Here is a 13,294-nt window from a genome sequence, read left to right on the forward strand (position 1 = left end):
TGCGACTAGTGCGTATCCGCGTGGAGGAGCAGGCGCGCCGCGTCGATCGCGAACAGCGGGCCGTCGATGGGTGCGGTGAACCGCAGGCAAAGGTCGTGGACGCCCGCCGAGGGGGGCAACGCCGCGGTCAGGGTGAAGGTGTCCGGCGCGCTGCCCGCCGGCAACGGCAGGGCTGCCAGCAGCGGCCCGCCACAGTCGTCCCGCCGCACTTCGAGCTCTCCCGTCGGCGTGCTGGCCGCGTGCTGGATCACCTTGACCGCGTCATGCGCCAGTCCGTAGTTGCGCGCGAGCCGTCCCGCCTGGACCGAGACGCCGTGCACGCCGTCCAGGCGTGCCTGCGGGTAGATCCAGCAGGCATCGAGGAGGTTGACGTTGTAGACGGGCGCCCAGGTGGTGGCCTCGGTGCGCAAGGGCACCCGCAGACCCAGCTCGCCGGGAGGGCAGGCCTGGAGCTCGTTGCTCGTGCGGGTCAGCAGCGTCGCGGCGTCGAAGCGCTGCTCGCGCACGGCGGCGAGCGGCCGGCCCGCGGCGTCGAAGGCGACGGCGCGCAGACGTGCGGGCAGTTTGATGATGAGCGGCTCATCGTCAGCGCCCCCGGCGCCCCCGGCGCCCCCGGCGCCGCCCGCGGCCGGTGACGTGGGCAGAGGCTCCGAGCCGTCCAGCGTGTAGCGGATCTGTCCCTGCCTGACCTGGTTGGACAGGCGCACCGGCGCTGCTCCCGCGGCCAGCATCGCCGCGGCACCGCCGTCGATGTCGAACTGCACGGCGAACGCGCTGTCGGCGGCATTCACGCCCTGGCGCAGATAGCGGGCCCGCTGCAGCGCCAGACGCGGCAGGAACCCGGGCCAGTCGCGCGCGGAGGCCGGCGACCAGGCCACTTCGGCCAGCGCGGCGATGCGCGGGAAGATCGCGTGTTCCCGGTGCTTGCGCGAGGGCATGTATTCCGTCCACAACGCGGCTTCCACCCCGAGGACGTGCCTGGCGCGGTCGGCGCCCAGGTCGCTGGGCATCGGCTCGAAGGCATAGACCTTCTCGATCGGCAGTTGGGCCAGCCGCCCTTCGGGCTCGTCGCCACGCGCGCTCTGCAGGTTGTCGAAGTACAGCGAGCCCGCCGGCGCCAGCACGACATCGTGGCCGAGCCTGGCGGCCGCGACGGCGCCTTCGGTGCCGCGCCAGGACATGACGGAGGCGCCGCTGGGCAGGCCGCCTTCCAGGATTTCATCCCAGCCGATCAGACGCCGGCCGTGGCGCTCCAGATGCCGTCCGATGCGGTCGATGAACCAGCTCTGCAAGGCTTCTTCGTTGGCCAGGCCCAGTGCCCGGATGCGCGCCTGCACCGTGGGCGAGGCCTGCCACTGGTCCTTGATCGCTTCATCGCCGCCGACATGGATGAAGGTGGACGGGAACACCGCCATCACCTCGTCCATCACCTGCTCGACAAAGCGGAGGGTCGATTCGTCGGCGTTGTAGAGGTAGGGGTTCACGCCATGGTTCACCGACACGGCGGGCCGCGGGTTGCGGCCCGGGCCGTCGCCGATGTCCACGCCCACGCCCGGATAGGCCGCCACCACGGCCTGGGCATGCCCGGGCATGTCCAGCTCCGGCACGATGGTGATGTGGCGATCGGCCGCGTAGGCCACCAGCTCGCGCATCTGGGCCTGCGTATAGAAGCCGCCGTAGCGCGACGGCTCGCCGCCGGGGGGCGTGCGCCACGCGCCGATGCGGGTCAGGTCGGGGTAGCGCTTGATCTCCAGCCGCCAGCCCTGGTCGTCGCTCAAGTGCAGGTGCAGCACATTGAGCTTGTGCAGCGCCATCTGGTCGACCAGCGCCTTGACCTCGTCCAGGGGCGCGAAATGACGGACGACGTCCAGCATCAGGCCCCGCCAGCCGAAGCGCGGCTGATCGGCGATGCGCAGCGCCGGCACGCTGGCCTCGCCCTGCGCGCCATCGGCGCTGAGCAGTTGCCACAGACTCACGCCGGCATAGAACAGCCCGGCGTCGCTGCGCGCCTGCAGCGTGGCGCCGCCGGGCGTCACGGCCAGTTCGTAGGCGCCATCGGGTGCGGCAGGCGCGGCAGGCGCGCGCGCGTCGCGACGCAGCACGATGTCGCCGCGCATGCCTTCGCGCAGCCGCAGGCGCAGGTGGCGGTCGCGCCAGGCCATGGCCGCGAGGAACGCCGCCGCGCGGCGGGCACCGCGGTCGCCCGGAGGAACCGCAATGACGGCGCCCGGCGACAGACGCAGGACGCCCGCATCGCGCGCGACCTGGGCCGGAATCGGCACGAGCGGCAGCACCTCGGCGCCGGCATGCGCGGCACCCGCCGCGGTCAGCGCCAGGGCGAGCTGCATCGCACGCACCACGCGGCGCGCGGGCAGGATGGCGGGGCGACAGGCTCGCATCGCAACCGCCCTCAACGACGCGACAGCGGCAGTTCGTCCCAGACGGCGGGGTCTTCGGCCCCGATCACCCAGGCGCTGAAACCGTCGATGCCGGACGCCTTCACCAGCTCGTAGCGCTCGCGGAAACCACGCGCATCGGGCATGAACACCCATTCGCGCATCTGGTCGCGTTCGAACCAGTAGTAGGAGGTCCGGTCGTCCTCGTCCCAGCGGATCTTGGCGCCGTACGTGGCGGCCAGCGGGATCGACTCGTCGGCATCGATGTAGTCGCCGACGATGTTCGGCGCCTCCTTGCCGTCGTCCCGGACCGGATTGCCGGTGGACCAGCGGTAGCCGTACAACGCGATGCCCAGGGAGAGCTTGTGCCGGGGCACGACCTTGAGCGCGTAGTCCAGGTGCTCCTTCATCCAGCGATAGCCGTCGACCGGACCGGGCGCGGTCCAGCGGGTGTGCTGGTCATAGGACATCAGCGAGACCAGATCCGTGACCTTGCCCAGGGCTTCCAGGTCGTAGGCGCCGCGCCAGTACTCCCACATCCACTTGGAGAAGGGGCCGCGGCCGGCCGCGCCGGGGGCGTTGGGCACCACGGCGACGCTCAGCGTCAGGCCCACCTTGTGCAGGGCGTCCGCCGTGCCCTTGGCCATCTTGGTGAAGGCGTCGCGGTCGGTCCAGGCGATGTTCTCGAAGTCGTACTGGAAGCCGACGTAGCCATGCTCCTTGGCGGCACGCAGCAGGGAGGCATTCATGCGGGCCTGGGCCTGCTCGTCGTGCAGGAGCTTGTGGAAGCCCTCCCGGTTGGTCGTCATCGACAGGATGGGCATCACCGGCACCCGCTTGCTCTTGGCCAGCGACAGCACGAGCGGGTTGGGCGCGCCGTTGACCAGGCCGGCGGCATCGACGCCGTACCAGGTGGGCACGAGCAGGTCGACCTTGTCGACATGCGCGACGAAGGCGTTGACCGACTTCTGCGTCTCCATCATGTAGAAGAGCGCGCGCGGCGCGGCCAGGGCCTGCTGCATGAAGCCGGTCAGCAGCAGCAGGAGGGACGCGGCGCACAGCCGCAGGAGCCGGTGGAGGGGGGAGGGAGGCATGGCGGGGGAGGGTGGCGTTGATGAATGCGGAGGGGCGGGTCGGGCGATGGCGCTCACCGCGACTCGATCTTGAAGACGTAGGCGTGGCGGCCCACGGGCTCCTTGGGCACCCGCAGGTGCAGGCCTGCGGCGTCCTGCGTGAAGGGGATGGCGCTGCGGTCCGCGAGCAGCGTGACGCGCTGGACCGGTGCCATCAGCGCGCCGGGCGCCAGCGAGCGGATCAGCAGTTCACTGCGGCCGTCGGCCCGCGGTTGAGGCCAGCCCAGCCCGATCGCGTAGAGGACGTCGCCCTGCGTCGTGAAACGGAAGTCCTCGGGCGTGTAGGGCTTGGCGTTGCGGTCCTGGAAGGTGCCGCCCACCACCTCGGTCGGGCCTTCTCCGAAGCGCGTCCAGGGCCGGCTGCCGTAGATGGCCTCGCCGTTGAGCTTCAGCCACGCGCCCATCTCCAGCAGGATGTCGCGCGCCGGGTCGGGAATGCTCCCGTCGCCGCGCGGGCCGATGTTCAGCAGCAGGTTGCCGTTCTTGGACACCACGTCGATCAACTGATGCAGCAGCTGACCGGCGGGCTTGTAGGTGTCGCCGTCGATGTAGCCCCAGGAGGCGTTGCTGATCGACGTGTCGGTCTGCCAGGTCTGGGGCTGGATGCCGATCATCTGTCCGCGCTCGACGTCGTAGGTGCCGGCGCCTTGCGGGAAGGCATCCAGCTTGAAGTCGATGACGGTGGCTTCGCCGCGCCGGGCCCCCTGGTTGTAGTAGTACGCGGCGAAGGTGGGCATGGTGGTCGCACGCATGCTGGCGTGGCCGATCCACCAGTCGAAGTACATCAGGTCGGGCTGGTAGGCGTCGACCAGCTCGGCGGTGCGGGCGAGCCAGTCGTCCAGCCAGGCCTGGGACACGTAGGTCCAGTCGTGCGGAAGGTCGCCGTCGTCCTTGCCGTGCAGCTCGCGCAATTGCGCCGGCCCGTACAACGCGGCGTAGCGCGGGTCGTTCACGTCGGAGGCGATGTGGCGTCCGCCGTCGAAGAACCAGTTGTGTTCGGCGCGGTGCGAGGAGGTGCCGAAACGCATGCCCTCCGCGCGGATCGCCCGGGCCAGTTCGCCCAGCACGTCGCGTTTCGGGCCCATCGTGGCGGCCGTCCAGTCGCTCAGCCGGGAGCGATACATCGCGAAGCCGTCGTGGTGCTCCGCCACCGGCACCACATACCTGGCCCCCGCCTGGGCAAACAGGCGCGCCCAGTCCTGCGGATCGAAGCGATCGGCCTTGAAGCGGTCGATCAGGTCCTTGTAGCCGACGCTGGCCGGCGTGCCGTACGTGGCGAGGTGGTGCTCATGGGGCTTGCTGCCCTGCTGGTACATGTCCCGCGAGTACCACTCGTTGCCGAAGGCCGGCAGGGAGAACACGCCCCAGTGCACGAAGATGCCGAACTTCGCGTCCGCGTACCACTGCGGCGGCGTGTAGCCCTGCAGCGAGGTCCAGTCGGCACGGAAGGGGCCGGCCTTCACGCCGGCCTGCACCTGGCGCAGCACGCGGCTCCGCTCGCCGTCGAACTTGCTGACCGACTTGCGCCAGATGGCGTCGATCTCGGCCGGCGAGAGCGTCGCGGCGGTCGGCGCGGTCGGGTCGGCGGCGGGGACGGCCTGCGCCCAGGCGGGTGCCAGGCTGCTCGCCGCCAGCGCGGCGCCGAGGGTCCCCAAGGCGCCCAGGCGGCGCAGTGTCGATGCAGGCATGCGGAGGTGCTTCATGGCGGAGTTCATGGCGCCACCTGCGGGGCGGTGCCGGTGGCAGCGGCGGGAGGGGTCTCGCCGATGGCGGGGAAGGGCGCGGCGCCCAGGCGCAACGCGGCCTGGTCCAGTCGGGTGTCCAGCGCCAGCGCGCCATCGGGCGCGAAGACGCGCAGGCGCAGGGTGGCGGCCACCAGGCGCTGCTCGGCGGGCCATCGGCCCTGCAGCGTGAACGGCGTCGACAAGGTGGGCATCTCCTGCGCACCCTGCGCGATCAGCCGGCCGTCGCGGTCCATCATTCGCCACTCGGCGCGATAGCCCAGCAGCGGGAACGACGGCAGTTGCGTGGTGCCGTTGGCCTGCAGCACGGCTTGGAAGCCGGTCAACCCGTCGCCTGTCCACGCCCAGCCGAGTCGGGCGTTCAAGGGCGCATTGCGCTGTTGGTAGGCCGCGTACGACGGCTTGCGCTGCCGGTTCTCGTCCACCACGCCGTGGTCCACGTAGCCGGCCGTCTCGCCGACGGCGAGGTTGCGATGGGACTTGTAGTCCTGGTAGATCCAGAAGATCGCGCCGGCCACGAAGTCGCGCCGCGCGAACGCATCGAGTTGCTGGCGCAGGTTGGCGATGCGCTGGCGGTCCGCCTCGGCGGCATCGGGCGCGAAGGGGCCGACGTAGCCGTACTCGGAGATGACCAGCGCCTGCTCCGGGTAGGTCTTCTGGATGAAGTCCAGCCAGGGGTCGACCTGCTCGGCGGCACCGCTCCAGCTGCCGAAGTAGGCGTTGGCCATGATGAAGTCGGCCTCGTGCAGCGCCGGGTTGTCCTGCCACGGCGCGATGCTCACGTCGGAATCGGCGAAGGTGAAGAAGCGCGTCGGGTCCAGTTCCCGCACCAGCGCCTTCATGCGCCGCACGTAGGCCAGGCCGCCGGGCAGGCGCGTATCGCTTTCGTTGCAGACGCTCCAGGCGAAGATGCTGGCGTGGTTGCCGTCCGCGGCGATCATCTCGCTCAGCATCGTCCGGGCGAGGGCCAGCACGGCCGGGTCCTTCATCTGGGCCTCGCTGAACTGCCACATCGGGATCTCCGGCACCAGCAGGATGCCGTGCCGGTCGGCGTAGTCCAGCACGACGGGGTGCTGCGGGTAGTGCACCGGCCGGGTCAGCGTGGTGTGCAGCGCGCGCAGGTCGTCCCAGTCGTGCACGATGGTGCCGCGGGTCTCCGCCAGGCCTTCCCACGGGGAGTCTTCGTGACGCGTCAGGCCGGTCAGGCGGACCGGGCTGTCGTTGACCCAGAGCTTGCGGTCCCGCAGTTCGATGCGCCGCAGTCCGAGCGTGTCGGTCCGCACGTCGAGCACGCGGCCGTCGGCCTCCTGCAGTTCGGTGACGACGCGGTAGAGCCGCCCGTCGCCGATGTTCCACAGCTGCGGCCGGGCGATGGACAGCGCCAGGTCCACGCTGCGCTTGCCCCCCGCCGGCAGTTGCAGGGCTTCGCGTGTGCTCGAGACCTTGCCGCCGTCCGGCGCGAAGACGGTGGTGAGCAGGTGGAGCTGGCGCGGGCGGGCGCTGGCGTTGCTCAGGTCGACGCGGGCGCTGACCCGTGCCGGGTCCTCGCCGACGGTCCGGCCGGCCAGCCGCCCGCTCAGGGTGGCGCGCAGCGTCTGGCCGCGAATGAGGGCGCTGTCACCGACGCTCAGCCACACGTCGCGCACCAGGCCGCCGTAGTGCCACCAGTCGTACCAGACGCTGCCGCTGCCGGCCAGGCGCATCGCGTAGCCGGGGAGGCTGCGGGCGGTGGGCCGGTTGTCGATCGCCACCACCAGCAGGTTGGGCTTGCCACGCTGCAGCAGGCGGCTGATGTCGAAGGCATGCGCCGTGTGCCCGCCTTCGTGCCGACCCACCTCCACGCCATTGAGCCAGACGCGGCTGCGGTAGAAGGCGGCACCGAAGTTCAGCTCGACATGCGCCTCGTCGTCCAATGGCATGGACAGGTCCAGGCGGCGGAAGTACCAGCCCGTGCCTTCGAAGTCGGCGTCGGCGCCGACGTTCCACGAATGGGGCACGGTCACGCCGCGCGTCTGGCCCGGCACGTCGCGCGTCCAACCCGCGGCGACGCCTTCGTCCTTGGGGTCGGTGCGGAACTGCCAGTCGTCGTTGATGTCGATGCGCGTCGCCGCTCCGGACAGGGCGGGCAGGCCCGAGAGCGTCAGCACCAGACTGGCCAGCAGCACCACGCGGGCCGTCAACGCGGAAAGGAGAGGCGGGAGATGCATCGACGACCTCAGCGGCGGCGCGGCGGCGCGGCGGAACCGCGGACCACCAACTCGGGCGTGAACTCTTCGGCGCCGAGCGTCGGCACCTTGCCGGATTGGGCATGGCGCACGCGCTCGATCAGGCGCAGGGCCGCGCGGCGTCCGACCTCCACCGTGTCCTGCCTGGCGGTGGTCAGCGGGGGCCAGGTGAGCTGCGAGAAGGGGCTGTCTTCGAATCCGGCGATGGCCAGGTCGCTGGGCACGTCGAACCCGACCGAGCGGGCCGCGGCCAGCACCCCGGCCGCGATCTCGTCGTTGCTGCCGAACACCGCCGTGGGCGGCGACGCCAGCGCGAGCAGCTTGCGGGCGCGCCTGAAGCCGGAGTTGAAGTTGAACTCCCCTTCCAGGACCAGGCCCGGATCGACCTCGACGCCGTAGTCGCGCATCGCATCCATGTAGCCCGCATGGCGCTGGATGCTGGACTCGTAGTGCCCGTCGCCCCAGAGGAAGCTGATGCGGCTGTGGCCCAGCTGGATCAGGTGCTCCGTGACGGCATGGGCCGCGCGACGGTCGTTGATGCGCACGCAGTCCTGCATGTCCCGCGGGTCGTCGCCGGCCGACACGATGCGGATCACGACCACTCCGTGCGCCGCCAGCGCCTGCACCAGGTCCCGCTGTTCCGACATCGGCGGCGCCAGCACCAGGCCGGCCAGGCGCGAACGCCGCACCAGGTCCAGCAATTCCTGGATCGAGCCGTGCGCCGGCGTGCCGCAGGGGTGGATCTGCAGGCCGTAGCCTTGCTCCCTGCACGCGGAGAGCACGCCGTTCTGCAGACTGACGAGGTAATGCGCGTTCGGGTTGCTGTAGACCAGTCCGATCGCGAAGGAGTGCGTGCTGCGCAGGCTGCGCGCCAAGGGGTCGGACTGGTAGTTCAGTGCCGCGATGGCCTGGCGCACGCGTTCGCGCATCTCGGGGCGGACGGCGTCGTCCTCGTTGATCACGCGGGACACGGTCTTGAGCGACACGCCGGCCGCTTCGGCCACATCCCGGATCGACGCGCGAGGCGCCGCCGCGGTCCTCGCGGTCTTCGCCGTCTCCGTCGGCGCGGACTCGTCCGTGTCGTGAGGTGGGGTGCCGACGGTCTCGGTGTCGACAGGTTTGACCTTGGCCCTGGTCTTGGGTTTTGCGGTGGGTTTCATTCGGCATCCCCTTTGCGCAGACCCACGCGATAGCCCGCCAGCCCGTAGAAGAGGATGTAGAGATAGCAGGGCCCCATCAGGCACAGGAACACCAGCTGGAAGTCGTGGTGCTGCTTGAGGATGGCGAAGGCCTGGGGAATGATGGCGCCGCCCGCGATGCCCATGATCAGCAGCGCGGCACCGCGCTCGGTCGCCTCGCCCAGCGAGCGGATGGCCAGCGGGAAGATGGCCGGCCACATCATGGCGTTGGCGAAGCCCAGGGCGGCCACGAAGCCGACCGAGACGTAGCCTTGCGTGGCCCATGCGCACAGGGAGAAGACGACGCCCAGCGACGCGGACACCGCCAGATAGCCCTGCTGGGAAATGAATTTCGGGATCAGCACCAGGCCCGCCACGTAGCCCAGCAGCATGGCCACCAGGGTGAAGGACGTGAAGAACTTGGTCTGGTCGGCCGGCAGGTTGAAGCCCGCGCCATAGGTGCCGATGGCATCGCCTGCCATCACCTCCGCCCCCACGTAGACGAACAGGCAGACCACGCCCAGCCAGAGGTGGGGGAAGGACGCCCAGCCACGTCGGGCGCCGCCTGCGTCCGGCTCGCCGCGGTTGGCGTCCGCCGCGCTGATGTCCGGCAGCGGCGACCGCAGGATGCCCACCGCCAGGAGGGCCAGCACGCCGGCCATGATCATGTAGGGCAACCGGACCTTGTGGGCGAAGGCGTTCAGCAGCGTCTCGCGCGTCGCCGCATCGGCCGACTGCAGGCTCTGCGCCAGGCCGCCGACGTCGGACAGCACCACCGCGCCCAGCAGCAGCGGGGCCAGGATGCCGGCCACCTTGTTGCAGATGCCCATCCAGGCGATGCGCTGCGCGGCGCTGTCGATCGGGCCGACGATGCTGATGTAGGGGTTGGCCGCGGTCTGCAGCAGCGACAGGCCGGCGCCGATCACGAACAAGCCGGTCAGCGCGCCCGGATAGAGGCGCAAGGACACGAATTGGCCGAAGACGACCGCGCCGCCCGCAATGACCAGCAAGCCGATGGCCATGCCGCGCTTCATCCCCGTGCGCTTGAACACCGCCGCGGACGGGAGGGCCAGGAAGAAGTAGGACAGGTAGAACGCCATCGGCACCAGGAAGGCGTTCACGTCGTCCAGATCGAAGGCCAGCTTCACGAAGGCAATCAACGGTCCGTTGATCCAGGTGAAGAACCCCATGATGAAGAACAGCAGGCCAATGATGACCACCGGTCCCAGCGGCGCGCGTGGTGCGGAAGGGGGAGAGGTTCCGGCAGTGGGCATTCAAGGACTCCGATATAGGCGGTTGGTGCGGGCTCGAACTCATTTAACTGACTTAATGACACTGTTGTCAATCGAGTCAGATCACCGTCGCAGTTGCGCACGTCGAACTAAAGATGCGGTTGTCACTGGGAAAACTCGTTGCAAGCGGTGAACAACGCTTGGAACAGCGAGGGAAAACACTGAGGAATCGGAGCACGTTTTGACCGGTTTGGACAGCAATTGACAACTGTGTCATTTGCGGTCGAAACTCGTGACCATGCTCATTGCTCCCCATTCGTGTGAGCCCGGTCCGTCAGGCTCGGGCGTCCTGTTCCTTGCGGCAGACGTGGGCGGCACGCACGCCCGGGTTGCGTTGGCACGCACGCTGCAAGTCGAGACCGGGGCCTGCCCGGTGGAGTTGCTGCACGGCGAGGTCTACGCCTGCGCGGCGTGGCCCGGCCTGGCCGATCTGCTGGCGGACTTCGCCGCCAGGCTGGCGCAGACGCCCTGGCGCGACGCGGGCCCCATCCAGGCGTGCGTGCTGGCGTGCGCCGGCTACGTGCAGGAGGACGTCGTCGTCAATCGCAACCTGCCGTGGCCGGTCTCCATTTCCGCCTTGCGAGACAGACTGGGCATTGCCCACCTCGCGGTCATCAACGATTTCGAAGCGCTGGCGCATGCCGTGCCCCACGTCGGGCCGACGGAGATGCGTCCGCTGATGACGGGCGATGGCGCCGTCGGCGGGCTGGCCGCCGGCCCGATCGTCGTCATGGGGCCCGGCACCGGCCTCGGCTGCGCGGTGATCCTGCCCAACGGGAAGGGTTCGCAGGTGCTGGCCACCGAAGCGGCGCATGTCTCGCTGGCGCCTGGAACGGCGCGCGAGCTCGACATCCTGCGCCTGCTGGCCGGTGACCAGCGCCATGTGCCGGTCGAGTACGCGCTATCGGGACCGGGCCTGCTCAAGCTGTACCGCGTGATCTCGGCGCTTCGAGGCGAGGAGCCAACGCTGCACACGCCCGCCGAGGTCACGGCCAGCGCGCTCGATGGCAGCTCGGCCGCCGGCACCGAGGCGTTGAACACCTTCTGCGCGCTGCTCGGCAGTTTCGCGGCCGACCTGGCGGCGCTCTACAGCGCCTACGGCGGCATCCTGCTGGCCGGCGGCATCCTTCCCAAGATCGAGTCCTTCCTGCAGCAAAGCGATTTCAAGAAGCGCTTCATGCACAAGGGGGTGCTGACCGCATTCCTCGAGCGCGTGCCCGTCCACGTGATCGATCACGGCGACCTGGGCGTGCTGGGCGCCGCGTGCTGGCTCGAAAAGGACCTCGCGCGCAGGACGGACTGAGATCACGGCACCCATGCTTCCCCAGGGGCGCGCTGCACAACGCCCCGCAGCCGCCGCGGCGAGTGGTGCAGCGCTTCCCTAGAGCTGGCGAAGGGCGAGCGTCTCGACGGGGGACTCGGCATCGGCACGGGGCTCGAGGGGCGCGAGCCGTGCCCATTCGAGCTGCGCCTGCTGCCGCTCCAGCCGGGTGCGATCGCGTGCGAGGACGGCCGGCAGCCCGCCGAAGTAGGGATCGACGGCGGCCCCCACGCCGACGCCCAGTTCGATCGCCTTGCCGACGCGATGGACCCAGTTCAGCGGTTCGCGGCGGGTGGCCGCTCCCGCGAAGCTGACGAGCACGCCCAGCAGGGCCAGCAGCCAGGTCGAGACGGCGAGCAGCCGGATGCGGTCCCCGATGCCCCGGGCGAGGTTGCCCAGGCCGTTGCACGCGCCGGTCCCGGTGAAGCGGGGCATGACCGGCGCCGTCTTCTTCACCTCGAACAGGGGTACCTGCACGAGCGGCGCCTGACCGTCGCCGGTGTGCCTGGCGTCCGGCACGAGATGGCGCTTCCTGGCCATGAGCGTGCCGGCGATCAGGCCCGTGGCCATCCCGGCCATGAAGGACACGGCGGTGGAGATGCCGATGTCCGGCATCACGCCGACCGGCGACTGGCCCAGCGCGGTGCCGCGTACGGCGTTCAGGACGCCGAAGGCCACGACGCCGCTGCGCACGTGCGTGGTCCCGTCGATCTGTCCGGTGGCCTGCTGGACCTGCTGGACCTCCCGGCGGAGCCGGTCCACGCCCTTGTCGCCGTACGGCGCCCCGGTCTCATCCAGCAGGTCGGCCACGTGGTCCGGGATGAGTCGCTCCGGCGCGATGGCCGCCAGTTGACGGCCGGTCAACGCCGCGGCCCGTGGCGCCAGGACGCCGCCCACTGCCGCGAAGGTGCCGCCGACCAGCGTGGCGCCCAGCCACCGGAGGGTGACGACGGCGCAGAGCTGCTGCAGGGCGAGGTCGGTGTCCTGGTCGATGTAGTTGCGATCCTCGCCGATGCCCAGCGGCATGCGGGTGTCGAAGTGGTAGCGGATGCCGAGTTCGGCGATCGCCGCGCCGGTGCCCCGGCCCATGCCGAATCCGCAGCCGGAGGAGCCGCCGATGCTCAGGGCCAGGGCGCCGATGGCCCGCAGCACTTCGGGATGGCCGGGCGACATCGTCGCGGCGCTCTGTCGGATCTCGTCGAAGCGCGCGACGGCCTGGGACCGGCTCGTCGCCTGGGCCAGGGACTGGACCCGCCATCCGGCGTCCGCGCGGAAGAGGACCCTGGCCATCGATCGGGCATCGGGGCGTGCCACCGGAGACGCATCGATCGCGTCGAGCGTCGGCTGTGCCTCGGAGGGGGGGGCGCCGGCGACGACCTCGTCCTCCTTCGCGAGCGGAAACTCGTGAAGCGCCTGGTGCCTGGGAATGCCGATCATGTCGCCCTCGCTGCTCGCGTTGCGGCGGACCATGCGGCGCGCCGATGCCCACCGGGCGGCGCGGGGCCGCGTGGGATCGGCGGAACGGGGGCGTCAGTCCAGGCTGGCGGACCAGCGGTTCCAGTCCGCGAGGCGGCGGCGGTCCTGCTTGGTGGGGCGGCCCTGCTCGATGGCGTCGGCCGGTTCGGGCGCGAGGCGGCGCGCCTCGGCGGCGCGCTCGCGGGTCGCGATGCTGTCGGGCGTTTCCTCGTACAGCGCCTGCGCCACCGGCGCCGGACCGCGCATGGCGCTGAGTCCGGCCACCTTCACCTCGCGATCGATCTGACCCTGGCGCAGCTTCACGAGGTCGCCGACGCGCACGTCGCGCGAGGCCTTCGCCGCCTGCCCGTTGATGGTCACGCGACCCTTGCCGATCTCGTCGACCGCGAGCGAGCGGGTCTTGAAGAAGCGCGCGGCCCAGAGCCATTTGTCCAGGCGCATGCCGGCCGGGCCGGAAGCGGCCGCGGCGGCGGCGGGAGCGGCTGCGGAACCGGCGGAGCGGGAGCGGGCGTGGGAAGACATCAGCGTCGA

9 protein-coding genes are annotated in these 13,294 nt (G+C 70.5%); 1 reads left to right on the forward strand and 8 read right to left on the reverse strand.

The window, feature by feature from the left end; all coding sequences use genetic code 11:
- Positions 1–5 precede the first annotated feature (5 nt).
- From AC07PR_RS13760 to AC07PR_RS13785, 6 genes are read right to left on the reverse strand one after another with little or no spacing between them, the layout of a single operon-like run.
- Positions 6–2,399 carry a family 20 glycosylhydrolase gene (locus AC07PR_RS13760; RefSeq protein WP_495135614.1) on the reverse strand — a complete coding sequence of 798 codons (2,394 nt, stop codon included), beginning with the start codon at positions 2,397–2,399 and terminating at the stop codon, positions 6–8.
- Between the two features lie 11 nt (positions 2,400–2,410).
- The gene (locus tag AC07PR_RS13765; RefSeq protein ID WP_377152793.1) at positions 2,411–3,490 is read right to left on the reverse strand and encodes a glycosyl hydrolase family 18 protein; all 1,080 of its coding nucleotides are present in this window, start codon (positions 3,488–3,490) and stop codon (positions 2,411–2,413) included.
- 53 nt (positions 3,491–3,543) lie between these two features.
- Positions 3,544–5,232 (reverse strand): alpha-L-fucosidase, encoded by a 1,689-nt coding sequence (locus tag AC07PR_RS13770; protein ID WP_495135615.1) that lies wholly within the window; start codon positions 5,230–5,232, stop codon positions 3,544–3,546.
- An 8-nt stretch (positions 5,233–5,240) separates the two neighbouring features.
- On the reverse strand, positions 5,241–7,478 hold the full coding sequence (locus tag AC07PR_RS13775; RefSeq protein ID WP_495135616.1) for a glycoside hydrolase family 2 protein: 2,238 nt from the start codon (positions 7,476–7,478) through the stop codon (positions 5,241–5,243).
- An 8-nt stretch (positions 7,479–7,486) separates the two neighbouring features.
- Positions 7,487–8,656 (reverse strand): LacI family DNA-binding transcriptional regulator, encoded by a 1,170-nt coding sequence (locus AC07PR_RS13780; RefSeq protein ID WP_495135617.1) that lies wholly within the window; start codon positions 8,654–8,656, stop codon positions 7,487–7,489.
- Positions 8,653–9,948, reverse strand: coding sequence for a sugar MFS transporter (locus AC07PR_RS13785; protein ID WP_377152801.1), 1,296 nt, complete (start codon positions 9,946–9,948; stop codon positions 8,653–8,655). The genes AC07PR_RS13780 and AC07PR_RS13785 overlap by 4 nt, the downstream gene beginning before the upstream one ends.
- A 256-nt stretch (positions 9,949–10,204) precedes the next feature.
- Between AC07PR_RS13785 and AC07PR_RS13790 the strand changes: the two genes are divergently transcribed.
- Positions 10,205–11,269 (forward strand): glucokinase, encoded by a 1,065-nt coding sequence (locus AC07PR_RS13790; protein WP_495135618.1) that lies wholly within the window; start codon positions 10,205–10,207, stop codon positions 11,267–11,269.
- A 78-nt stretch (positions 11,270–11,347) separates the two neighbouring features.
- Here AC07PR_RS13790 and AC07PR_RS13795 read toward each other — a convergent pair whose 3' ends face one another.
- Both AC07PR_RS13795 and AC07PR_RS13800 read right to left on the reverse strand, forming a co-directional pair.
- Complete coding sequence (locus AC07PR_RS13795) at positions 11,348–12,757, reverse strand: hypothetical protein (RefSeq protein WP_495135619.1); 1,410 nt, start codon at positions 12,755–12,757, stop codon at positions 11,348–11,350.
- A gap of 60 nt (positions 12,758–12,817) precedes the next feature.
- Positions 12,818–13,204, reverse strand: a complete 387-nt coding sequence (locus tag AC07PR_RS13800; RefSeq protein ID WP_377161813.1) for an RNA-binding S4 domain-containing protein — start codon at positions 13,202–13,204, stop codon at positions 12,818–12,820.
- Positions 13,205–13,294 lie beyond the last annotated feature (90 nt).

The organism is Roseateles sp. GW821-FHT09H11, from assembly GCF_059415845.1.

Coding starts and splice junctions, on each gene's coding strand:
- AC07PR_RS13760 (WP_495135614.1), bottom strand. CDS start 2,399: ATGCGAGCCTGTCGCCCCGCCATCCTGCCCGCGCGCCGCGTGGTGCGT.
- AC07PR_RS13765 (WP_377152793.1), bottom strand. CDS start 3,490: ATGCCTCCCTCCCCCCTCCACCGGCTCCTGCGGCTGTGCGCCGCGTCC.
- AC07PR_RS13770 (WP_495135615.1), bottom strand. CDS start 5,232: ATGAAGCACCTCCGCATGCCTGCATCGACACTGCGCCGCCTGGGCGCC.
- AC07PR_RS13775 (WP_495135616.1), bottom strand. CDS start 7,478: ATGCATCTCCCGCCTCTCCTTTCCGCGTTGACGGCCCGCGTGGTGCTG.
- AC07PR_RS13780 (WP_495135617.1), bottom strand. CDS start 8,656: ATGAAACCCACCGCAAAACCCAAGACCAGGGCCAAGGTCAAACCTGTC.
- AC07PR_RS13785 (WP_377152801.1), bottom strand. CDS start 9,948: ATGCCCACTGCCGGAACCTCTCCCCCTTCCGCACCACGCGCGCCGCTG.
- AC07PR_RS13790 (WP_495135618.1), top strand. CDS start 10,205: ATGCTCATTGCTCCCCATTCGTGTGAGCCCGGTCCGTCAGGCTCGGGC.
- AC07PR_RS13795 (WP_495135619.1), bottom strand. CDS start 12,757: ATGGTCCGCCGCAACGCGAGCAGCGAGGGCGACATGATCGGCATTCCC.
- AC07PR_RS13800 (WP_377161813.1), bottom strand. CDS start 13,204: ATGCGCCTGGACAAATGGCTCTGGGCCGCGCGCTTCTTCAAGACCCGC.